At 42.2% G+C, this 22,642-nt stretch carries 21 protein-coding genes and 1 pseudogene; 9 read left to right on the top strand and 13 right to left on the bottom strand.

What is annotated here, in order from left to right; all coding sequences use genetic code 11:
- Positions 1-127 precede the first annotated feature (127 nt).
- From GTH32_RS15810 to GTH32_RS15785, 6 genes and pseudogenes are all read left to right on the top strand, one after another.
- A pseudogene (locus tag GTH32_RS15810) lies at positions 128-1,201 on the top strand (multicopper oxidase domain-containing protein); the annotation flags it as partial.
- Between the two features lie 10 nt (positions 1,202-1,211).
- Positions 1,212-1,961, top strand: coding sequence for a copper resistance protein B (locus tag GTH32_RS15805; protein WP_163087541.1), 750 nt, complete (start codon positions 1,212-1,214; stop codon positions 1,959-1,961).
- Between the two features lie 22 nt (positions 1,962-1,983).
- The gene (locus GTH32_RS15800; RefSeq protein ID WP_163087539.1) at positions 1,984-2,400 is read left to right on the top strand and encodes an ion channel; all 417 of its coding nucleotides are present in this window, start codon (positions 1,984-1,986) and stop codon (positions 2,398-2,400) included.
- Positions 2,401-2,421: 21 nt separating this feature from the next.
- Positions 2,422-2,931 (top strand): DUF305 domain-containing protein, encoded by a 510-nt coding sequence (locus tag GTH32_RS15795; RefSeq protein ID WP_163087538.1) that lies wholly within the window; start codon positions 2,422-2,424, stop codon positions 2,929-2,931.
- Between the two features lie 48 nt (positions 2,932-2,979).
- The gene (locus GTH32_RS15790; protein ID WP_163087536.1) at positions 2,980-3,720 is read left to right on the top strand and encodes a MauE/DoxX family redox-associated membrane protein; all 741 of its coding nucleotides are present in this window, start codon (positions 2,980-2,982) and stop codon (positions 3,718-3,720) included.
- Positions 3,721-3,814: 94 nt separating this feature from the next.
- Positions 3,815-5,155, top strand: a complete 1,341-nt coding sequence (locus GTH32_RS15785; RefSeq protein WP_163087534.1) for an APC family permease — start codon at positions 3,815-3,817, stop codon at positions 5,153-5,155.
- A gap of 109 nt (positions 5,156-5,264) precedes the next feature.
- On the opposite strand, the gene GTH32_RS15780 is transcribed toward GTH32_RS15785, so the two are convergent.
- From GTH32_RS15780 to GTH32_RS15725, 12 genes are all read right to left on the bottom strand, one after another.
- Positions 5,265-5,468, bottom strand: coding sequence for a hypothetical protein (locus GTH32_RS15780; protein ID WP_163087532.1), 204 nt, complete (start codon positions 5,466-5,468; stop codon positions 5,265-5,267).
- A gap of 52 nt (positions 5,469-5,520) precedes the next feature.
- Positions 5,521-5,886, bottom strand: coding sequence for a cation transporter (locus tag GTH32_RS15775; RefSeq protein ID WP_163087530.1), 366 nt, complete (start codon positions 5,884-5,886; stop codon positions 5,521-5,523).
- A gap of 59 nt (positions 5,887-5,945) precedes the next feature.
- Complete coding sequence (locus tag GTH32_RS15770) at positions 5,946-6,599, bottom strand: methyltransferase family protein (RefSeq protein ID WP_163087528.1); 654 nt, start codon at positions 6,597-6,599, stop codon at positions 5,946-5,948.
- 5 nt (positions 6,600-6,604) lie between these two features.
- Positions 6,605-6,889 carry a DUF2933 domain-containing protein gene (locus GTH32_RS15765; RefSeq protein WP_163087526.1) on the bottom strand — a complete coding sequence of 95 codons (285 nt, stop codon included), beginning with the start codon at positions 6,887-6,889 and terminating at the stop codon, positions 6,605-6,607.
- A gap of 29 nt (positions 6,890-6,918) precedes the next feature.
- The gene (locus GTH32_RS15760) at positions 6,919-7,272 is read right to left on the bottom strand and encodes a cupredoxin domain-containing protein (protein WP_163087524.1); all 354 of its coding nucleotides are present in this window, start codon (positions 7,270-7,272) and stop codon (positions 6,919-6,921) included.
- Between the two features lie 12 nt (positions 7,273-7,284).
- On the bottom strand, positions 7,285-9,636 hold the full coding sequence (locus tag GTH32_RS15755) for a heavy metal translocating P-type ATPase (RefSeq protein WP_203565521.1): 2,352 nt from the start codon (positions 9,634-9,636) through the stop codon (positions 7,285-7,287).
- 323 nt (positions 9,637-9,959) lie between these two features.
- Positions 9,960-10,886: a copper resistance D family protein gene (locus GTH32_RS15750; RefSeq protein ID WP_163087522.1), complete on the bottom strand. Its 927-nt coding sequence runs from the start codon at positions 10,884-10,886 to the stop codon at positions 9,960-9,962.
- Between the two features lie 28 nt (positions 10,887-10,914).
- Positions 10,915-11,337 (bottom strand): copper resistance CopC family protein, encoded by a 423-nt coding sequence (locus tag GTH32_RS15745; RefSeq protein ID WP_163087520.1) that lies wholly within the window; start codon positions 11,335-11,337, stop codon positions 10,915-10,917.
- Positions 11,338-11,519: 182 nt separating this feature from the next.
- Positions 11,520-14,657 carry an efflux RND transporter permease subunit gene (locus tag GTH32_RS15740; protein ID WP_163087518.1) on the bottom strand — a complete coding sequence of 1,046 codons (3,138 nt, stop codon included), beginning with the start codon at positions 14,655-14,657 and terminating at the stop codon, positions 11,520-11,522.
- Entirely contained in the window at positions 14,654-16,486 is a 1,833-nt protein-coding gene (locus GTH32_RS15735) for an efflux RND transporter periplasmic adaptor subunit (protein WP_163087516.1), read from the bottom strand. The genes GTH32_RS15740 and GTH32_RS15735 overlap by 4 nt, the downstream gene beginning before the upstream one ends.
- Positions 16,483-17,844 (bottom strand): TolC family protein, encoded by a 1,362-nt coding sequence (locus tag GTH32_RS15730; RefSeq protein ID WP_163087514.1) that lies wholly within the window; start codon positions 17,842-17,844, stop codon positions 16,483-16,485. The genes GTH32_RS15735 and GTH32_RS15730 overlap by 4 nt, the downstream gene beginning before the upstream one ends.
- Complete coding sequence (locus tag GTH32_RS15725; protein WP_163087512.1) at positions 17,844-18,368, bottom strand: DUF411 domain-containing protein; 525 nt, start codon at positions 18,366-18,368, stop codon at positions 17,844-17,846. The genes GTH32_RS15730 and GTH32_RS15725 overlap by 1 nt, the downstream gene beginning before the upstream one ends.
- Before the next feature lie 760 nt (positions 18,369-19,128).
- Between GTH32_RS15725 and GTH32_RS15720 the strand changes: the two genes are divergently transcribed.
- From GTH32_RS15720 to GTH32_RS19660, 3 genes are all read left to right on the top strand, one after another.
- The gene (locus tag GTH32_RS15720; protein ID WP_163087510.1) at positions 19,129-19,812 is read left to right on the top strand and encodes a heavy metal response regulator transcription factor; all 684 of its coding nucleotides are present in this window, start codon (positions 19,129-19,131) and stop codon (positions 19,810-19,812) included.
- Positions 19,796-21,193 carry a heavy metal sensor histidine kinase gene (locus GTH32_RS15715; protein WP_163087508.1) on the top strand — a complete coding sequence of 466 codons (1,398 nt, stop codon included), beginning with the start codon at positions 19,796-19,798 and terminating at the stop codon, positions 21,191-21,193. The genes GTH32_RS15720 and GTH32_RS15715 overlap by 17 nt, the downstream gene beginning before the upstream one ends.
- A 154-nt stretch (positions 21,194-21,347) precedes the next feature.
- Positions 21,348-21,479, top strand: a complete 132-nt coding sequence (locus tag GTH32_RS19660; RefSeq protein WP_281360052.1) for a hypothetical protein — start codon at positions 21,348-21,350, stop codon at positions 21,477-21,479.
- Between the two features lie 30 nt (positions 21,480-21,509).
- Here the strand turns inward: GTH32_RS19660 and GTH32_RS15710 are convergent, their stop codons facing one another.
- On the bottom strand, positions 21,510-21,983 hold the full coding sequence (locus GTH32_RS15710; protein ID WP_163087506.1) for a hypothetical protein: 474 nt from the start codon (positions 21,981-21,983) through the stop codon (positions 21,510-21,512).
- Between the last annotated feature and the right edge of the window lie 659 nt (positions 21,984-22,642).

Raw genomic sequence — 22,642 nt, 5'->3', positions numbered from 1 at the left:
GGTAATATGTAATAGAATAATACAAAAAAGGGAAGTGTCAAACACTTCCCTTAAGTCTATGTTTTATATATTTTTACGTATAGTTATCCACAAAAATGATACTTTTACAAAAACACAGTGGTCATATGTAACAGGCTCCACATATACATATTTAATGAATGGCAGGGATGCTCAAACCAACTGGACCGCGCTCTATAAGCCCAATGAAAGCATTCGATTAAGGCTCATAAATGGCTCCGCCATGACGTATTTTGATTTTCGTATTCCGGGCCTCGAAATGACGGTAGTGGCCGCTGATGGACAACCAATCAAACCCGTTAAAGTGGATGAACTTCGAATTGCGGTTGCTGAAACCTATGACGTCATTGTAAGACCAATCGGCTCCAACACATATACCCTTTTTGCAGAAAGCATGGATAGAAGTGGCTTCGTCAGAGGAACCCTAAGTACTGCACTTGGAAAAGAAGCACCTGTGCCAACATTGCGCAAAATGCCAGAACAGGGCATGGCAGCAATGGGGATGAGCTCAGACATGTCAGGCATGAAGGGCATGAAGGGCATGAATGAAATGGACACGTCGTCCGCTGACGCTAAGAACCGAGCAACATCATCTGGCTCATCCATGGCTCATATGAATGACCACTCATCTATACCCTCTCGTGCACTGCCAGTAGACGACATTAATATAAAGCATGATGAAAACGGTCATGGTCCTGGTGCAAGTATGCTTGCAAATAATCCCACAAGTCGACTCGATGAACCGGGTGTTGGTTTAGAGAGTGTGAAGCATCGAGTATTGCTGTATAGCGACTTAACGGGCGCAAAAGAGTGGCCCGATACCAGAGAGCCAACGCAAACAGTTGAACTGCACCTTACAGGCAATATGGAACGTTATATGTGGTCGTTCGATGGACTCAAATTTAATGAAGTCGATGGCCCTATTCATTTTAGATATGGCGAAAGAATTCGTTTGATTTTAGTGAACGATTCGATGATGAATCATCCAATCCACTTGCATGGTATGTGGATGGAGTTAGAAAACGGGAATTATCCGCCCCCTCGAAAACATACGATAAGTCTAAAACCCAGTGAAAAAGTGTCGTTGTTGATAAGCGCAGATGCACCAGGTAATTGGGCATTTCATTGTCACCTGCTCTACCACATGGATGCGGGTATGTTCAGAATCGTATCGGTCTCGTAGGGAAAATTGTATGAAAAACACGTCTAAAATTTTCATTACTTTACTGATTGGTCTTTGCGCATCGTCTAATGCGCAAGAGATTCCATCAGATTGGCCGAAACCAGTCGAACAGTACAACACGGGCATGATTTTATTTGACCGGTTTGAATATACGCGCACAAACGATGAAGAAAACATCGGAGTGTGGGACATGATTGGATGGTACGGCGGTGATACCTATCGCCTTTACTTCAAAAGTGAAGGGGAAAACAAGCAAGATGATGGTGAGGCCACAGATTTAGAGCGAGCCGAGCTCCTTGCAAGTAAATTGATTGCGCCATTTTGGGAATTTCAAGCAGGTATCGGCACAAGAGGAACTTTAAGTAGCGAATCGAATATGGAGAACTATGCCGTCATAAGCTTATATGGAGTCGCTCCTTATCAATTCGAAATGGATAACTCTATTGTCATTAATGAGGATGGTGACGTCAGTTTCTCAGTAGAAGCCGAATATGAAATTAGAGTCACCCAAACATCATTTTTACAACCGAGACTTGCCCTAGCTGGTTCGCTTTCAGAATCTGAAAGGTTTGATCGCCCCTCTGGCTTCAATTCAATACGCATAGGTTTGCGATATCGCTATGAGTTTGCAAGAGAGTTTGCACCATACGCTGGTATTTATTGGAGTCGAAGTCTTGGTAATAGCGCTGATATCGCTCGAAAAAATGGTGAGTCAGTAAGTGAAACTGGTCTCGTAGTGGGTGCTCGGTTCTGGTTCTAAGGGCTTTACAAAGGAGCAATAAATGGAAGTAGTTATTCAGTTGATAGTGGCTTTAATAGCGATTGGATTGGCAACCACGAGTCATTTTTTAAGTCTCAGAGTGTTAAAGAATCATGTCGTGAGCTCAAACCTCTCTGCATACCTGAAGCTCATTGCAGTAGTGTACGGCATAACTTTTAGCCAGTTGATAGCTGCTTTTTGGTTCGCCTCAGGCTTTTTGATATCGATCCAGATGGGTCTGGGCGATTTGCAGGGATCAACTTCTCTTAGTTTTATTGAAATTTATTACTTCTCACTCATTAACTTAGCCACCTTAGGGTTGGCTCAACTAGCGCCCATTGGGCATTTAAGTTTCTTGTCGGGTTTGGAAGCAATGACAGGGTTTTTACTTGTTAGTTGTTCAGCTTCTTTAATATTTAAAACAATGAATCAGTCCTAAAAGGACATAAAGGATAACGTGATGACTAAATATACAAAGTTTTTAGCAATGATCTTCACATCAACTGCGGCCATGCTGCTAATGATGTATTTCAATACATATGCATTCGACCACATTTTCTTTAGCGAAACGCGGTTTTACATGGCTATCTATATGGGTTCAATAATGGCAATCATTATGTTGCTGTTCATGCTCAACATGTATGAGAACAAAGCCAAGAACTGGACAATTTTGCTAGGTAGCGGACTTATTTTCTTGGTCTCACTGTTCTTAGTTCGCTCGCAATCAACCATCGCTGACGAGGCGTGGATGAAAGCGATGATACCACATCACTCTATTGCGATTTTAACTAGTGAACGAGCCAATATCTCAGATAAACGAGTGCTTGAATTAGCCAATGAAATCATCGCTGCGCAGGAGCGCGAAATCAAAGAAATGAAATGGTTATTAGATGATATCGAGAAGAACGGTGAAGCACAAACTGACGCCGAGGCGACTAGCCGCTCGGTTCCCGATTTCAGTCAACAATAAGCAAACTATCAAAACATTAACTCCATAGTAAATAAACAGGAGAGTATCATGGCAAAACAAGCAAAATTATATCGAATGCACACCGATGAGCACATCTGCCCGTATGGCTTGCGCTCCAAAGACCTATTAGAGCGAGAAGGGTTTCAAGTAGATGATCATAAGCTTGCAAGTCGCGAAGAAACCGATAAGTTCAAAAAAGAACACGACGTAGAGACTACTCCTCAGACCTTTATCGATGGGGAACGAATAGGTGGATATGACGACTTAAGGGAGTACTTTGACTTAGGCGAACCTGGGCAAACAGGCACCACCTACACACCTGTTATTGCGATATTTTCTGTTGCCCTGCTGATGGCTTTGTCAATAGCGTATGCGTATATTGCAGGTAATTACATTATACAAGTTATCGAGCTTTTTGTTGCATTTAGTATGACACTGCTAGCGATTCAAAAGCTAAAAGATTTATATAGCTTTACGAACTCCTTCATCACCTATGACTTGCTGGCTATGCGGAATATACGCTACGGCTACATTTACCCCTTTGCAGAGGCATTCGCTGGAATCGGAATGCTGGCAAGCCTGTCGGGTTATCTCGTTGGCCCAGTTTCTTTATTTATCGGAACAGTGGGCGCGATTTCTGTATTCAAAGCTGTATACATCGATAAACGTGAACTTAAATGTGCCTGCGTGGGGGGTGATAGCAGCGTGCCACTTGGCTTTGTATCTCTCACAGAAAATCTATTTATGATTGCAGCTGGATTATGGATGCTTTCTAAAGCAATAGCCTAGATGCGTGAGTACCAAGCTATCGAAGCGTACTGACAAAATGTAAAGAATTTGGTGAAAAAGACCTTATTTTCATCATCTATTAAGGAATGGCTAAATGAGTTCTCACAACGAAGATTACGAAAAAGGAAGTTTGAGTTTAGCTGGTACGGTCGCTATGGGTACTGGTGTAATGATTGGAGCCGGAATATTTGCGCTTACCGGGCAGGTAGCGGAATATGCTGGGTCATTATTCCCTCTAGCGTTCATTGTAGCCGCCATTATCAGTGGATTTAGTGCCTATAGCTACATAAAGGTTTCAAACAAATATCCATCTGCGGGCGGCATCGCGATGATCTTAAAAAAGGCTTATGGCCCAAGTGCTATAACCGGAGGTGCCGCATTATTGATGGCATTTTCAATGATCATCAATGAAAGCTTAGTGGCTCGAACGTTTGGCACATACACCCTTCAGCTATTTGATGTACAAGAAAATAGCATATTGGTTCCCATACTTGCTATCGGGCTTATCATTTTTGCATTTGTGGTAAACGTGGCAGGTAACAAAGTAATTGGAAGTGTTTCCAAGGTTACAGCCGTGTTGAAAATTGGCGGCATATTGATTTTCGCCATCGTAGCGCTCTGGGTAGCGGGGTTTGCTTTTCAAGCCGCTAGCGCTGATGTGAGTGAAAATGCCTCTGCTAGTGGCTTTTTAGCTGGTACCGCTTTGGCTATTTTAGCCTACAAAGGATTTACCACTATTACCAATAGCGGCGACGAAGTGGTTGACCCAAATAAAAATGTTGGGCGAGCCATTATTGTGTCTTTATTAATTTGTTTGGTTATCTATTTATTAGTCTGCTATGCCGTAGGCTCCACATTAACGGTCGAACAGATAATTGCTGCTAAAGACTACGCACTTGCTGAAGCGGCTCGTCCCGCTATCGGACAGTACGGTGTTTGGTTTACTGTGGGTATTGCAATAATAGCGACCGCGTCGGGTCTACTAGCCAGCGTTTTTGCGGTTTCGCGTATGTTGGCAATGTTGACAGATATGAATTTGATCCCCCATCGGCACTTTGGTATGCCCGGTAATATTCAAAAACATACATTGGTCTTTACTGTAATTGCTGCGGGCTTACTTGCCGCTTTCTTTGATCTTTCAAGGATCGCATCTCTAGGGGCCATTTTTTACCTAGTAATGGATATTATTATTCATTGGGGCGTATTGAGGGTACTTAGAAAAGACGTTGGAGCAAACCCACTGGTGGTGATCACCGCAATTATGTTAGATGTTGTTGTTCTTCTAGCATTCATTTGGATCAAAGGCAGTGATGATTTACAGATTATCATTATTGCCGGCATTGGCATTGTTGCTGTTTTTGCCTACGAGCGCTTTTTCCTCAGGCATAACGGCGACGACAAGGATAACGATGAGGGTCATACCCACAATGGCTAGAATTAAATAACTATGAGGAAATAACAGGTTTGGATATACGCGTTTATCGGCCTAAAAATTCTATAAAATTGAATTAGTCCGATAAACGTGTGGATAGGAGATCTAAAAGTTACACCTTCACAGATATTGATTGCCTGATTTCACTTGGCGCGGCCTGGTCACCACCCTCCACTTTATTAGACTCGGCAATGGTGCTCTCTTCAGCTTCTTTCCTTTTACAGTTGGACGTTTCTGCTTCTGCTGTTTGATGATTTTTTTCCAATTTGTCATTCACAATCGTTTGATAAATTGGCGTGTTGCTAGAAATCTGCATTGATAATGCCTCCTAAAGGTCAAAAGGTTTTGAAAGATATTAAAAGTATTTTTTATTTAGAGCGCTTGCCCTGATCAGTTGTATGACAGCTCCATGGTTTATGTTTAGCATTTTCACGAATATTTTCGTCAACAAATTGATAATAACCTTCCTTGAAATGCGTCCACCAATCGTCAGAAATGTCGGCTCTGTGCATTCGAACGACATTCTCAATACCATCGAGTTCACAATGTGTAGCATCATAACCGACATGGAGCGTGTTGGATGATTCCTCAAACGACACTGCGTCAACACCCATAGTTGAATCGATATCTCTGATAATTAAATCTATATTGTCTGAAGTCACCCCTGTCAGCCGAAGGTGACGAATAACCAAATTTAATTCATTCACACCAACTCTATGATGTTTATTACTCATTGTTTTCTCCTGCATATTAAAATGTTGAATTATTTGGCGTTAGCGATTTATCAAAAACGCTAATTGTCGTATTGGAGGTTTGAGCTGCTGAATTTAGGTAACCAGGCAGGCGTGGTCTCTTTATATGCTAAATAGCGCTCCCCAAATTCGGCTATCGCTGTTTTTTCTTTACGTTTGGCTAAGCGAATGTAGACTAATGCTAATATTGGAAACATGATTAACGTTGGGATTGTGGGCCATTGCAATAAAAAGCCAAACATAATGATAATAAAAGCTAAATACTGTGGGTGGCGACATCTTGCATACCAACCTGTATTGGCGAGCGAATGGTTTTTCTGCGCACGATGAAGATCATTCCATGCAGAAGATAAAATAAAGAAACCAGCAATGATGAGTATATTGCTAGTAATATGCAGTATGCTCCAATGAGCATCCCCCTCAAAACCAAAAATCGTTTGTAGCAAATGTCCATTTTCATGTGCTAGAAAATCTATGTTCGGATAAAGCTCTGTTAGCCAGCCTGACAAAAAATAGATGGTGAGCGGATAGCCATACATTTCTGTAAACAATGCAAGAATAAAAGCGGAAAAAGCTCCTAAGCTTCTCCATTCAGTCTTTGATTGTGGTTTTACAAAGCTGAATGCAAAAAAAATGAAAATGGCAGAGTTTATGAAAACTAAACTCCATAGACCATAGTCAGACTCACCGTGCATCGTTTTTATCTCTTTTCTTCCATGTTTGTAGTTGTCTTTTGTTGACGCTCTTCTGTAAATGTCATCTGCGCTTCTTCGGTCTTTCTTTGCTCGCCATCATGATGGCCGTGTCCATGACTCCCGTGCATAAAAAAATGGATGAAGGGGCAAAGTAGCAGGATCAGGTAAGGCAAATACGGCCACACATGCTCGCCATGCTCAAAAAATAAAAAGTAACTTGCCGCAGCAATGAGTCCCAGTGCAGCCCAGCCTGAGGGCGTTTTCCAAAATGATAATTTTGAGTCGCTCATATTTACTCTCCTATTTGAAAGCTAACCATCTATTGAACAGTTATCTTCCCTTTATACATTTGCATTTGGCAGTGAAATGCGTACTCACCTGCTGGCAGCCCCGGAAGCGATATGACTGTCTTTTTGTTTAAAGGTAATCGTTCTGAAATATCTAATTCGGGTATCGAAATCATTTCTGCGCAAGGCGTTGCATCAGCTCTATGAAACACGATTTGCCTTTCTTCATTCGCTCTAATTTTGATGTGCGATGGTTGATAAATACCGTCTTTCACCAAGATCTCCAACGAACCTTCAGCGATACGAATACTTTGCTCTTTGTATAACCAAAACCACCAGATGATAAGAGCAATCAATACAATTCCTGTGAGGTTGATCCATAGCATTGTCACACTCTCCTAATGTTCTTTTGCTTTAAACAATCGCAGACGATTGGCGTTGGTAACGACGGTAAGTGATGAAAACGCCATCGCGGCACCAGCTATCACCGGACTTAATAAAAGACCAAAAAATGGATACAGAACACCGGCAGCGAATGGTATACCTGCAACGTTGTAAATAAATGCGCCAAATAGGTTTTGCTTAATATTGGTTAGAGTGGCTTTACTCACCGCAATTGCATCAGCAAGACCATGAAGCGAGCCCCGCATTAGGGTAATATCAGCACTTTCAATGGCTACATCAGTGCCTGTACCTATTGCAAAGCCTACATCTGCGTGTGCCAATGCAGGTGCGTCATTAATTCCGTCACCTGTCATGCCCACAATTTCTCCCATTGATTGATACTCAGCGACTTTTTTTGCTTTGTCCTCTGGCATAACCTCGGCCACAAACTCTGTGATACCCGCTTTTTCAGCTACTGCTTTTGCGGTTGAACGATTATCACCTGTGAGCATCACTACTCGTATTCCGTTGTTCTGAAGTCGCTTTATTGCATCAATAGAATCAGTTTTAATTGGATCGGCAACTGCAATTACTGCAACAAGCGATGAATTAACAGCGAAATACATTGGTGTTTTAGCTTCAGAGGCTAAGCCTTGGGCTTTTTCGATGTAGTCGCTAATGTCAATATCACGCTGCTTCATTAGCTTTTCGTTACCGAATAAAAGGGTATCTTCCTTAAACTTCGCTTCCACTCCCTGCCCAACAATGGAAGAAAACTGAGTCACTTTCTTAGGTTCTATGTTTTTTGCTTTGGCACTTTCAACGATCGCCATTGCTAGGGGGTGCTCAGAGCCAGCTTCGATACTTGATGCGAGCATTAGCACTTGTTTTTCATTTTGACCCGGTGCTAGCAATACATCAGTTACCTTAGGTGCTCCCTCAGTAATAGTGCCTGTTTTGTCTAGAATCATCGTAGTAATCTTACTGGTTGTTTGTAGCGCTTCGCCGTTTCTTATCAACACACCCGCTTCTGCGGCTTTGCCTACCCCTACCATTACGGACATCGGTGTCGCCAAACCAAGTGCACATGGACAAGCTATAATGAGAACCGTTGTTGCAGACACAATTGCGTAAGCAACAGCTGGAGATGGCCCAAAGTTGAGCCAAACTAAAGCGCTTATTACGGCAATAATCATAACGACGGGCACGAAGTAAGCTGAGATAACATCGGCTAAACGTCCTATCGGGGGCTTTGAATTTTGAGCACTTCTTACCATGTTGATGATTTGGGCGAGCGCCGTATCTTTGCCTACACGCGTCGCCTTGAAAATAATAGAGCCCGATTTATTAATCGTACCAGCGACGACCTCTTCTCCCTGTGTTTTTTCTACTGGCATCGGCTCACCGGTCAACATGGATTCGTCAACTGTGGAGTGTCCCTCTACGACCACGCCGTCTACGGAAATTTTTTCACCAGGTCTGACTCGAATCAGATCGTCGAGCAACACTTGTTCTATTGGTATATCTACATCTTTACCGTCTCGAATAGCACGAGCTGTTTTTGCTTGCAGGCCAATTAAACGCTTAATCGCCTCTGAAGTCTTACCTCGCGCTTTAATTTCAAGTGCTAAACCAAGATTGATTAAACCAATAATCATGGCAGTAGCTTCAAAATACACGTGTCTGGCCATTAGCGGCACGATACCGGGAGCAAACACAACAACCATTGAATAAAGCCAAGCAGTACCCGTTCCAAGGGCTATTAATGTGTCCATATTCGCAGAATGATTTTTAAATGAATTCCATGCGCCCACATAAAAGTGTTTACCCGCAAAAACCATTATACCAAGAGTCAGCAATCCGACCGTTAACCAAACGAGTCTTTCAGTAGTAGTTGTTACTGTCATTTCGCCAACGAGCAGGCTGTAAATCATCAACGGCACACCAAGCGACAACGCCACGGCCATCTCTCGCATTAATTTCTTGTAGTATTGCCAGTCGGCTTTTTCTTTTTCGTCTAGCGCTTCTTGCTCAGAATCACTGTCGTCTAATTTTGCTTTGTATCCGGCTTTTTCCACCGCTTCTATAATATTTGAAACCGATGCATCTCCGATTACCGTGACAACACGCTGAGCGAAGTTCATCTCCGCTCGTTCAACTATAGGCAGATTGTTTAACGCCGCCTCAATTTTGTTGACGCAACTGGCACAACTAGCTCCTTCAATTATAAATCGATTTTCTGATAGATTATTGGGCTCTTGTTTGGTTATGTCTTTGACCGCAGGAGATTCGCTCGCTGATTGGGCTTGTTTGCTACAACAACAGTTATTCGCTGTCTTTTGGTTAACTTTATCAGTTGCTGTCATTTAGATTCCGTCGTGTTATTTGGCGCGTTTAACTTTTTTCTGTGCTCTGTATTTGCATAGATTCATATTTTTTTGACTCTAATTGCAAAGTAATTAGGGGCAATACGGGAGCAAGACAAAAAGCAATAAGGTTGCTTTTAGATTAAACATAATTTTAACGGTGTAAGATATTAGAAACACGGCACTGGCATTACAGTTTGATTACTTTTCTGTCATTTATGAGATAAATAATTGGTATGCAAAAACAGTTAAGGATCTTAAAGCAGTCATTTTCATAATTATTTTCCTTTTCATATTTTTGCGCAAACCGCCGGTTATTTTCGTTAAAGGTTAGGGCTCAAAGCTGAAGTTAACAAAGCCGTAAGAGACAAAATAATAAGCCCAATAATGAGCTCAAAATTGATTGATTTGCGCAATTTGCCGCACACATTTTTGTCATAAGCTAGCCTAGGTACCCAAAACAGCTTATGTCCTGCAGCTAGGGTGAGTATTAGCGCAACTGCAAACAGTTTAGATAAAAAGGCTAATCCATATTCACTGAAGAAAAGCTCCGACGGGGAATCCAGTAGCTGTATTAACATTACTACACCAACCGTGACTAAGATAAACACGAACACGATGGCAATGTTACCGTAACGTTTCATGATGAGAGCTAAATCTGAGTGATTGAGTAATTTACATGCTGTAATCAGTGGGTATAAAGAGCCTACCCACGTCAAACCAATCAATGAATGAATAACAATCTGAATTTCACCGAAAGTGACAAACTGACTAGCATGTCCGGTCAAGGAGAAAGTTAACGCTAGCGGCAGCAAAAATATTACGCTGCTACCTAGCAAAACCTTAAATGATACTAATCCATCACCCCGTTTGAGTTTTTGTAACAGAAACCAAGCAAGCAAACCGAACAAAACAAAGATAACGGCGCGAATAGTGGCAATGGTTCCTACCTGTGAGCGCCATATCATCTCCATCATGAAAGGAGAAAACATTCCTGTGAGTCCCTGCTCTGCCATATAGCCAGTCTGAAGGAAAAAACCAGCGACGCTAGAAAAAAATCCAACGATTGAAAGACGAAAAGCGTAGCTTAAGGTAATCAGTTGCCAGCTTTGATGAGCATTTACTGCTACACCCCGCTTACTGTCTTTTAGAAGCAATAAAATGGCGCAAGAGCCCATTATGCCCATCATTCCTAAATAGACTAGGAGTTTGACGAACACCAGTGATACCGTCCACCATTCTGGCAACATATCGATTTACCTTTTTAATGCTTAACAACTAATGACTCATACCTGAATGATCCATCAAAGTATCTTTCATGTCCTTGTGCTTCATTCCTTTCATCTTTCTACTCACATGCACCATAAATGAAAGTTGTCCTTTCATTTTATGACCGTCATTTCCCATGATGGTCCATGAGACCACGTAAGTATCTATATCGAGCAGAGGTAAGCTATAACTGTAGTTTTTGTTTGCCTCCATCGAAGGTTCAAAGACAACTTCCACAGGCTCACCTTTTTTACTCTTGACCTTTAAATCCACAAGACGCACATCATCTGTAAAATTTAGAACGAGCTTGTCTGGACTTTCCATTAACATAGCATTGTCTTTCGGCATTGATGACGCCAACGATGTATGAGCAGAAGCTTGTGTACTTAAGCTCAAACTTAAAGCGAAAAGTGCGATGATTATTGATTTCATATTTCTTCCTTAATAGGTAGTTTGTTTAAATAATTTAGCTGTTACTCTTTACTGTTATAAAAAGCCTATCGATGGTGACGGACGGATTCTCGCAGACGCATAGTGGCGGGCGAAAAAGTTCGCCACGCTACTACATGTCAATAGTCCTCTTATGAAATGTCGTTCATTGCTTGAAGCTAGCATCAGAAAGTATCCGGCAAGTGTTGAATTTGCCTTCTCTTCCACAGAAAATAAATTGCGGGTAAAACCAACAAGGTCAGTAGTAAAGCGCTAACCATGCCACCAACCATCGGAGCAGCAATACGACTCATGACTTCAGACCCAGTGCCTGAGCCGTAAAGTACGGGTAATAAGCCAAATATTATGGTCGCTGTGGTCATCATAACCGGTCGGACTCGTAATCCAGCGCCATGAATAACCGCTTCAGTTAACTTGTTTATGGTGGGTCTGACGCTCTCAGATTTACATTTTTCGATTAAGGCTTGATACTCCTGATTTAAGTAAACAAGCATAATTACGCCAATTTCTACGGCAACACCTGCAAGTGCAATGAAGCCGACGCCGACGGCAACTGAAAAGTTAAAACCCTCTATGTACATCAGCCAGATACTTCCCACCATAGACAGTGGTAAAGTCCCCATAATGATCGCTACTTCGATGAAGTTGCGAAAATTGAGATACAGTAAAATAACGATGATAGCTATGGTCAAAGGAACCACATAGGTTAATTTCTCTTTAGCTCGCAACATATATTCATATTGTCCAGACCAGTTTACCGAATAACCTGCCGGCAAGACGAGTTGTTCGCTCACTGCTTTTTGGGCTGAAACTACATAGGAACCTATATCGACACCATCGATATCCACATACACCCAGCCATTTAGTCGTGCATTTTCACTTTTGATGCCTGGAGGACCATCTTCAATATACACATCCGCCACATCGGCCAAAGCAATACGTTTACCCTGCGGTGTAACGATGGGTAGCAAAGACAAAGACTCTGGCGATGACCGATAAGACTGCGGGTAACGAACATTTACAGGGTAACGCTCTAAACCTTCAACGCTTTGAGTCACATTCATTCCGCCAATTGCACTTGAGACAACTTGTTGCACGTCAGCGATGTTTAGACCATAGCGAGCAGCCTTTTCGCGCTGAATATCTACTTTGACATAACGTCCTCCGGCCACACGCTCGGAATAAACAGAGGCAGTCCCATCGACATCAGAAAGTATGGTTTCAATTTGCTGTCCAATCTTCTGAATTTCCATAAGATCAGGGCCACCAATTTTTATACCAACGGGCGTCTTTATGCCTGTTGCCAACATGTCAATTCGCGTCTTAATAGGCATTACCCAAGCATTAGTTAAGCCCGGCAATTTGACTACTGAATCTAACTCCTTTATCAAATCATCAGTTGTTAAACCTTCTCGCCACTGTTCTTTAGGTTTTAATTGAATGAAAGTTTCTATCATCGTTAAAGGTGCCGGATCAGTTGCAGTATCAGCGCGACCTACTTTCCCAAACACGGTATCAACTTCTGGGACGGTTTTGATCAATTTGTTGGTTTGTTGTAACAGCTCTCTCGCTTTGCCAATCGATATACCGGCATAGGTTGTTGGCATGTACATCAAATCTCCCTCATCTAAAGGCGGGATAAACTCGCTACCGATTTTGTTCACGGGCCACAAACCTATCGCTAGCACTAAAACCGCAGCTAACATCGTTAATTTAGGAAAACGCAGCACTGTTCTAAGCGAAGGCATGTATAAAAACGTTAAAAAGCGATTCACTGGATTTTTGCTTTCAGCAAGTATTTTACCGCGCACAAAATATCCCATAAGAACTGGCACGAGCGTAATTGCAAGTGCTGCTGAGGCCGCCATGGCATAAGTTTTGGTGAAAGCAAGTGGTGAAAACATTCTCCCTTCTTGTGCCTCAAGCGTAAACACAGGCACAAAACTCACCGTTATAATTAGAAGGCTGAAAAACAATGCAGGTCCCACTTCAGATGCTGAGTCCACAACTATTTGCCATCTGTTCTCTTTAGTTAATGGGGTGCGCTCCATGTGTTTATGCATATTCTCAATCATCACTATCGCCCCATCGCTCATCGCACCGATTGCAATAGCAATTCCGCCCAATGACATAATGTTGGCATTGATGCCTTGCATATACATCACAATAATCGCCGTGATAATGCCTACTGGAATACTAATGATGGCAACAAGTGACGAACGCACATGGAACAAGAACGCGATACACACCAGTGCAACGACGATAAACTCTTCCACTAATTTCGATGCAAGGTTATCTACCGCTCTTTCTATTAATGCAGAGCGATCGTACACCGTGACAATTTCGACGCCATCCGGTAAGCCCTTTTTAAGGTCTTCTAGTTTCGCTTTAACGCCATCAATGGTTTTTTGCGCATTTTCACCAAAGCGCATAACAACGACACCGCCAACGGTTTCTCCTTCACCGTTCAACTCGGCTACACCTCTGCGCATCTGCGGACCAAGACGGACATCAGCAATATCTTTTACTAAAAGCGGCGTTCCATTATTGTTCACACCTAAAGGAATCAGTTCGATATCCCTTTTACTTTCTATGTAGCCTGTCGCGCGAACCATATATTCAGCTTCAGCCATTTCAATGACGGATGCGCCCACCTCCTGATTACCGCGCTTGATGGCCATTTGAATGTGAGAGAGCGGAATGCCATATGCTCGCAACTTCTCAGGATCTACCTGCACTTGGTATTGCTTTACCATGCCACCAATAGCTGAAACTTCAGAAACGCCTGGCACCGTTTGAAGCTCATATTTAAGGAACCAATCCTGCAAGCTTCGCAGTTGGCTGATATCGTTTTGCCCCGTTTTGTCGACAAGAGCATACAGATAAACCCAACCCACGCCGGTAGCATCTGGCCCCAATTGTGGTCTTGCGTTTTCGGGTAGATTTGGCGCAACTTGCGACAAGTATTCAAGCACTCGACTACGCGCCCAGTACAAGTCAGTGTCGTCATCAAAGATGATGTACACATAAGAATCGCCAAAGAACGAATATCCTCTCACAGTTTGTGCTCCAGGCACTGACAGCATTGCGGTAGTCAAAGGATAGGTAACTTGATCTTCTACCACTTGAGGCGCTTGCCCTGGATAACTAGTCTTAATAATTACCTGCACGTCCGACAAATCAGGTAATGCATCAACAGGCGTATTTTTAATGGCAAACAAACCACCACCCACTAGAATGAGCGTCGCCAGTAGCACAAAAAATCGGTTACTAACCGACCATCTAATTATGGCAGCTATCATTGATGAGCTCCTTGATGGTCTGAATGATTAGAATGATCCATGTCTTGGGTATCGTCCATGTCAGTCATCGAGCCCATGATATGGACAGTTGCTACTTCAAAGCTTCCAGAGTCGGCTTTGACAATTTCCATGTGCAGTGACATACCGGCTTTCAATTCTTCAATAGCAACGCTATCGGCAACATCGAAATCCATTGTCATACTCGGCCATTCCCACTCATCAATAGGCCCGTGATCAACGTTGATTCGTCTGCTCTCCATCATCACGTTATTTATGGTTGCCTCTGTCCAAACCGACATAATAGGCTCTTCCATACTTTGCATTGCGTCATGACCTGAATCAGTGCTGTCCGCGGACCTATCCATATCATTCATCGAATCCATGATATGAATGGTGGTTACTTCGAAACTTCCCGAGTCAGTTTTAGTGATTTCCATATGAAGTGACATGCCGGCTTTCAACTCATTAATGTCGACGCTTTCGGCAACAGTGAAATCCATTGTCATGCTCGGCCATTCCCACTCTTCAATAGCGCCGTGATCCACATTTATCATTCTATGATCAGTCATCACGCTATTTACGGTAGCCTTTGTATATACCGACTGTGAAGTCGCTTCAGGCTCCTCCATCCTTTTGAAATCAGAACTAATGCTGCTTTCTGAATCGAGTAAAAATTGTGCTGACGTAACGATTTTGTCGTTGAGTCTCAAGCCTGATAAGATCTCTGTATGTTCATCAACTACTTGTCCAACTTCTACTGATACCGACTTAAACTTACCGTCTCCAAGTGCTAAAACTACTCTATCTTGGCTACCCGTTCTGATTACCGCCTCAGAGGGCACGAGCAAATTCTCATCTGTTAAATCAGAATGAATCGTTACCTGAGCGAACATATTAGGTTTTAGTGCATAATCATCATTGGTAAATCTCAGCCTGACTTTAAGCGTCCTAGTCGTTTCATCTAGGGTTGGATAGATATAATCAACATCTCCTGTCCACTCTTTACCCGGGAGATATTCTAAAGTCATAGTCACAGGCAAACCCTCTTGAATTTGAGCAGACTGTCGCTCAAACACCTCAGCATCTACCCAAACTTCATCCAGCGCACCAATTGATAAAATTGTGAGTCCTGGCTTTACGTAAAACCCCTGGCGCACATTCAAGTTATCAACAAAGCCAGTTTGGGGTGCATAGAAGGTAATTGTTTGCTGAACTTTACCAGTTGAGATAAGCGATTGAATTGCAGATTCTGGCATTTGCAGCGCTTTTAACCTTGTTTTTGAAGCCTCTATCAGCTCCTTATTTGAGCGCTTTAAAGCAATAAGATATTCTTCTTGAGCATTTACGAGTTCGGGAGAATAAAGCGCGTACAGTGGCTCGCCCTTTTTGACGTATTCGCCCGCTGCTTTTACGTATAGCTCATCTATCCAACCTTCTACCCTTGGGTGAATATGAACGAGTGTGTCCTCATTATATTGGATATAACCCACTGTTTTTATGGGTACGTGCAAAGACCGCTGTTCCACTTTGGCAGTACGAACACCTAAATTATTCACTACAGTTGGCGAAATTTTCACCGTGCCAGGGCTATCGCCTGCGCCTTGTTCATCTTCGTAAACAGGTACTAAATCCATGCCCATAGGGGACTTCCCAGGCTCATCTCTTCTATAGTTTGGATCCATTGGCGCAACCCAATACAAAGGCTGCTTTTCTCCGGCATCCGCCTTACTATCTTGTGAGCCATTTGAGCTTGGCAATATTGAGTAGGTAAGAGCTGTAATTACAGCGCCTGCTATCACGCCTATAGCGATTGCGTTTACAGTTTTCATTGGTTAGCTCCAAATTCGGACACAGCTTTAAGACTCTGCTCAGAAAAAAAGTAATTTAGTTGAATGTTTGTTTTAAGTAGTTCGACTTCGATTTCTAATGCGTCAATACGAGCATTTAGATCAGCGATCCGTGCTCTCACAACCTCAGCAAAATCGCCGTCGTCATTGGTATAAGCTGTTAACGCGGCATCTGCTTGTTCGCTTGATTGCCGTAGAATATTGGTGCGATATAAAGTTTGTCTTTCCAGCAGTCTTTGTCTTGCTGCAAATATGGATTGCATTTGAGCAAGCATGCCTCTAAGCACTAAACGTTTTTCAGTTTTAATTGCTTCTGATTCGTTAACGGCGGCGCTTACTTCTTTATCTTGTTTATTTTCTGTAAACAAGGGGAGGTCAAAGCTAACGCCGATTGAAAGAAAATCTGCTCGGCTTCTGTCCATTTGGTCATCTGCTCGATATGCATAGCTGGCGTTTACACCCCATTGGGGCTTGTATTGCTGTTTTGCTAATTCGATACCCGTTTGACTAGACTTTATTCGGCTTTCAACAGCTCTTATGAGAGGATGCGAGATGAGTATATTTGCCAACATTTGTTGATTATTAGCTTTCAATATCTTGTAGTAGGCGTTCTCTATTCCTTCAATTTCTGGCAACGTTTTTGGTAGTTCAAGAGAGGCAACATTTCCCGAGTAATTGAACGCGCCTGAATCGCCGCCGGTCAACCATTCTAAAAGTTCGGCCGAGGCTCTTTCTTTTTGAGAAGATAATTTTGTGAGTCTGTCTTCAAGTCGCGCTAGTTCTAGCTGCGCTCGGATAATATCTTGTTGCCTGACTTTACCGACGGCAGAGGAGTAGTTCGCTTCTGCAATTTCACTGAGTTGTTCAAACAAAGATCTGTCTTTCCCAATTAGCGAAATGCTTTGCTGCGCTAGATAAACATCTAACCACTTCATAGAAACGGCAACTTGTGTTTTGGCTCTTCTGTCCAATCGCATAAATGGATGCTGCGTTGCCAATTCTTCGAGTTGCTTACGTCTAATACTCAAGCTTTCTCCACGAGGAAACATCTGTGAAATGCCGGCTTTAATTTGAGTCATAGGCTCTTGGTCGAATGCAAAACCATCGGTAGGGACGTTTGCCAACCCTAAAGACACAACTGGATCAGGCAAAGTATCTGCGGCGATACTTGAAGAAATAGTCGCGTTTTCCCGATATTGGCTACCTTCCAACCACGGGTCTTTTTGAATAGCTTGGGCAACAGCCTGCTGCAAAGTAAGGGGGGTCTTTTGTTCTGCTGATATTTGAGTACTTGTTGTAACAAGAAAAATTAAGCATGCAAAGCCTTTAAAAGCACTCATCAGAATTGCTCCTCATACGAATTCACCTCTGCAAAAACCTCTGCTGTACCGTCATCTTTGAGCAATAACACTTGATATGGTCTGAATTGATCACCGTTCTCCATTCCTGGGCTGCCAACAGGCATACCCGGTACTGAGAGGCCGATAGAGCCTTGCGGAACATTATCTAAGTATTTAACAATAAATTTGACGGGTATATGACCTTCGAAAACATATCCTTCAGTTGACACCGATGTATGGCAAGAGCGGTACATTGGCTCGATTCCGAGATCTTGTTTTTTAGTAGTGAGAAAAACAATATCATCTACATCGGTTTGGATGCCTTGAGATTCAGCATGATCAATCCATCCCTGACAACATCCACACGACTCGCGTTTAAAAACGTCCAACTTTAAACTTGACTCAATATCTTGGGAACTGGTCTTATTTTGTTCAGTAGTAACTGATTCATTTGTGCATGCAACGACGATAGTCAATGAAATAAGCAGCACTAATTTAGTAAAAAGCAATTTTATTGGCTTCATTTGATTTCTCTTTCTAACAATTTAAATGTCGACCACAGCCTTTATTCGGCGGCGTTCGATATTGGAATTTTGACGAGCTTCGCCAAATTTTTGGAGTTAGGCTATAGAGCGTTTTGGGGGGCGTTGCAAGCGACCAAGGACAGCGTCGTCTGCATCCGTGATAAAAGTGTTGGGCTTAAGGGATTTGAATTCGATTGGAGTTAAAATGTCAAAATTCACGAGCATCGCGATAGACACAATGCCTAGAGGGCAAGCACAACCGTCGCCACAGCAATCCGCGTCCATCTGATTCGTCTCATGACTATTTTGTGATGAATTGTGCTCGTTATCTATAAGGTGTTGCTCATGCATGTCATTTTGCATGTCACAGCCAGGGTTGGACATCGCAAACGAATCTGCAACTTGAGTGCTTAAAAACATTATAAGCAAAACAGTTTTAATGCATTTACTGACCACACCAACCCTTAATGAATAATCTAATACGACTTTACTATTCTTGAAATAACTTTGATAAGGTATTCTAAATATAGTTCCAGATAAAGAGTATAGTTAAGCAACATGGCAGTGCGATTACCTGCTCATTACAATGTTGTAATCTAGTCAGAGCAATCGTTGGTTATTTTTATGCATTGGAATATATTGCTTGTGAGTGAGGTACGTTTTGTTGGCCTGAGTTGCAAGATCCGATATTGAACACCGCCTTGTTAAGCACTTACCAAATCTAAGTGCTGAAATTACATTACGCATACGTGAGTTAACTATGAAAATTTTGGTAGTCGAGGATGAAAAGAAAATCGGTGACTATATAAAGCAAGGACTAACGGAGTCTGGATTTGTCATTGAGCTCGTTCGAAATGGTTTAGATGGTCACCATAAAGCGATGACGGGCGAGTATAATCTAATAATCTTAGATATCATGCTGCCAGACATTAATGGTTGGCGGATTCTAGAATCATTGCGTCAATCTGGCAATCAAACTCCTGTATTATTTTTAACTGCAAGAGACAGTGTCAATGACAGAGTAAAAGGTCTAGAGCTGGGCGCTGACGATTATTTAGTGAAGCCTTTTGCTTTTGCAGAATTGTTGGCTAGAGTCAGAACCCTTTTTCGAAGAGGAAATACAGTAGCTACTAACCTGCTACAAGTCGCAGATTTACAAATGGATATCCCGTCTCGTGCTGTAAAACGCGCTGGCCAATCCATTAATTTGACAACAAAAGAGTTTTCGCTTTTAGAACTCATGGTCAGAAGACAAGGAGAGGTGCTTCCACGCTCGTTGATTGCGTCTCAAGTATGGGACATTAATTTCGACAGCGATACAAACGTCATCGATGTAGCAATACGCCGCTTGAGAGCTAAAATTGATGATGAATTTTCCCCAAAACTGATTCAAACGGTTCGTGGTATGGGATACAAATTAACAACTGATGAAGAGCAAAATTAAAAGACAAAAGCCGTACTCAATTTCCTTTCGAACAATGGTATTTGTGGGAATAGCTATTTTCGTGTGTCTTGGCATTATGGGCACACTAGTAGTCACCTCTATTGAAGACCATTTTCAAGAACAAGATGCCGATGAGCTTAATGAGGTGTTTCATGCCATTAAGTCAAAGCTCGAAAAGTCACATGATCAATCGGTACAACCTTCCAAGCTTTTATTCCAGGCAGTTTCAGGACATCATGGTGTCTACTATCATGTTGAGGATGACAAAGGAGATACGATATTTACAAGTGAAGGAGCTGATTTTTCATTCTTTCCTAAAACAGCCACAACATACACATCAATTAGTCCGAAAGACATGTTGTTGTTTAGCGATGAAAACCACATGCATAGAGCCATTAAATTAAGCTTTAATACGCATGATACTAGCTATATCATCATCGTAGCGTCAAACATGGAATTCCACATGACGTTTATGAACAACCTTTTACAATCGGTAATGGGCATCATTATTTGTTCAGGCATTATTACAGTATTAGCTGCGCGTTTTGCGATTTACAGAAGCCTATCACCATTAAGAAAGCTTACGCGAAAAATTGAAACTATCACCGCCGATAATCTTGATATACGACTAAACCCAGATGAGGTGCCAGAAGAATTAATCACCCTAGTAAATTCTTTCAACACCATGATTGAACGTCTTGAAGGTGGCTTTGAAAAACTATCCCACTTCTCAGCAGATATCGCGCATGAATTACGAACCCCAATTACTAATTTAACGACCCAAACCCAAGTGATGTTAGGACAAGTGCGGTCAACCGAGGAATACGCCGACATACTTTATTCTAATTTAGAAGAATATGAGCGCATGACGAAAATGGTGAGTGATATGCTCCTATTGGCTAAAACCGAGCACGGACTTATAACGCCCACAATTGAATTTTTAGATGTGCAAAAGGAAATATCAAGCCTGCTCGATTACTTTAATTTACTTGCTGACGAGAAGCACATAAACATCCAAGTTACCGGCTCTTCATTTACTATTCACTGCGACAAAACCATGTTCCGACAGGCAATAGGAAATCTGATTTCAAATGCGATAAGACACGCTCCTTATAATAGTACGGTAGATGTCAAAACGGAGTGCAAAGCAAAAAAGCAGAAAATAATGGTGTCAAATAGCGGGGAGAAAATTGAGCCTCAGCATATTCCTAAATTGTTCAATCGTTTCTATCGAGTTGACCCCTCTCGACAGAGAGATGGTCAAGGCACTGGACTTGGCTTAACCATTGCTAAGTCTGTGATGAAGATCAACGGAGCCGATATGTATGTTGAATCCGATGAAAGTAAGACGGTTTTTGTTATTGAGTTTAGCGATACTTAAAAATAAGATGATGACGATGAGTGATCATGTTCGGGAACTTGCTAATTTATCTTGGCAATTCATTGAGGTCGCATTATGAATGAAATAGCAACTTATGAACATGGCTAATTGAAATTGGCAACGCGCTCACGGCTCATTCAAAGGTAAAACTCCAATGGATATAGTATGTGAACACCTTGCAAAAACACCGCTCTGGGAAGACGTTCACGCTAATTGCGAAACTGAAAATGAGCGCATTCAGCTATCGAATTATCAACGTGATCTTCAACTACGAAAAGTGAAATGATGTCTATGAATCACACAATTTATAATCCACTTAATATTTCTCTTTAATAGTTTTTGCGAAATAGCTCTCTACAGCACTTTCATTTGCGCCGGCCTTTTTCGTTCTTGAACGCTTCGCGGCTGACCATCCAGCAAGGAACGCTTGTCTGATTTCTTTCTCTATTCGCTTTCTGTCACGGCGGGTCAGTGAATTTAACAGATTGCGTAGGTAGGTCTCTTCTTCATCGTATAGCCTTAGACCGTGCATGTCTTTTGCCTGCTCTAAGTCAGTGTCATAGTATTTCTTTGACAATAGTATATCGATGGCTTCGTCAATATCGCTGACCTCAGAGTCGATCACAAAGTCCAGCATCTTCCTTCGCGATGCTTGATTTACCTGCAAAGTTGTTTTCTTATTTTTCTTTCTGTACTTAAAGCTGCGCCATCGAGTTTGTATGGCCTGAACTTTTTCCTCAACGATAAACTCTCTAAGAATGTGTGTCGCTTGTTTAATACCACACTGCATTCAGTGTCATTAGTTCGATTTCGCTAGCGGGTGGGTGATTATCAGTAATGTAATGTTCATCGCTCAAGCCCTCTAGCAGTCTCGCTATAGAGTTGATGTTAAACTCATTCCACAATGATAGTTCGTCCTGCGTTTGCTTCACCACGTCAGCTGCTCTTATCTATACAAAATAATAATAAGTGTATGGTAAATAGCATAACAAGTAAATGTGACGCATCACGAGTTGATGGCTGAAAATAAAGTCTAATAAAGAGGGTAGTTCACCAATGAAGGAAAAACGTTGAGACGGTTTAGGCATATATGTTCGTTGGAATCTTTGTTCAGTATACTTGAAACTAGAGAGTTCAGCCCTGTATATAAACCTCCCCCTGCCGGTGATAGCGGGATAAACGGATATCTAGAGGGGGATGCATTTAACAGAGGGCAAGAAATCGCGGGAGAAGGCGCAGAGCTGATAATCTAGTGGCGTGGTAAAATACATAATGATCTAAAAGCTCAAATGGAATACCCGTTACCGCCTAACGTATTGGTTCGTCAGGGCGCATGGCGCTCTGTCATTCCCTGTCGATCTGATAGTACGCTGATAAAAGTGGTAGATTTCGAAATTCACTGTGAGCCGACATTTTGTCAGAAAATAAAAATACTCAAACTAAAAAAGC

This window comes from Alteromonas profundi (genome assembly GCF_010500865.1).
GTDB lineage: Bacteria > Pseudomonadota > Gammaproteobacteria > Enterobacterales > Alteromonadaceae > Alteromonas > Alteromonas profundi.
This window is presented reverse-complemented; position numbering and strand designations above follow the sequence as displayed.